Origin of the sequence: Vibrio sinensis (assembly GCF_003605645.1) — a bacterium.
In the GTDB taxonomy this organism is placed as follows: Bacteria; Pseudomonadota; Gammaproteobacteria; order Enterobacterales; family Vibrionaceae; genus Vibrio; species Vibrio sinensis.
In genome coordinates, this window is sequence record NZ_QVMU01000095.1 from 1 (window position 1) to 817 (window position 817).

The window sequence follows — 817 nt, forward strand, 5'->3', positions numbered from 1 at the left end:
CCAAGCTCAATCAACTCACTAATGTATGGGAATTGTTTTGATGTAACCACATACTTCCTGCCTTCATTAAGGGCTGCGCACAATAATGTATGGGAATTGTTTTGATGTAACCACATACTTCCTGCCTTCATTAAGGGCTGCGCACAAAACCATAGATTGCTCTTCTGTAAGGTTTTGAATTACTGATCGCACTTTATCGTTTTGCATCTTAATGCGTTTTCTTAGCTTAAATCGCTTATATCTGGCGCTGGCAATAGCTGATAATCGATGCACATTAATTGCTAGCGAAAATGCAAGAGCAAAGACGAAAACATGCCACACATGAGGAATACCGATTCTCTCATTAACATATTCAGGCCAGTTATCTGGGCTTAAAAGCAGAAGTCCAACCCAGATAACGATCATATACATGGTTCTCTCCAGAGGTTCATTACTGAACACTCGTCCGAGAATAACGAGTGGATCCATTTCTATACTCATCAAACTGTAGGGGTTGTAATAGTTTATCCGATTTCTCGCTGTAGGGGTACACGAGAACCACCGAGCCTGATGTGGTTAAAAGACAGGCACAATCTTTACTACCGCAATCCACTATTTAAGGTGATATATGGAAGAAGAATTTGAAGAGTTCGAAGAGCATCCTCAGGATGTGATGGAACAATACCAGGACTATCCGTATGACTACGACTATTGATAAAAATCAATGGTGTGGACAATTCAAGCGATGCAATGGATGCAAGCTGCAATCGGAATGCATGGTTAAGCCTGAAGAAATGTTTCCTGTAATGGAAGATGGGAAATATGTCGATAAATGGGC

General features: G+C 40.9%; 2 protein-coding genes. One reads left to right on the plus strand and one right to left on the minus strand.

From position 1 onward, the window contains the following. Window positions 1-66 precede the first annotated feature (66 nt). The gene (locus tag DZ860_RS23835; RefSeq protein ID WP_243641913.1) at window positions 67-468 is read right to left on the minus strand and encodes a super-infection exclusion protein B; all 402 of its coding nucleotides are present in this window, start codon (window positions 466-468) and stop codon (window positions 67-69) included. Window positions 469-677: 209 nt separating this feature from the next. Between DZ860_RS23835 and DZ860_RS23840 the strand changes: the two genes are divergently transcribed. Further along, on the plus strand, window positions 678-817 hold a 140-nt coding region (locus DZ860_RS23840), incomplete at its 3' end, for an antirestriction Ral family protein (protein ID WP_120035727.1).

Excerpts from the sequence above, each read along its gene's own strand:
- DZ860_RS23835 (WP_243641913.1), bottom strand. The coding sequence starts at position 468 with ATGGATCCACTCGTTATTCTCGGACGAGTGTTCAGTAATGAACCTCTG.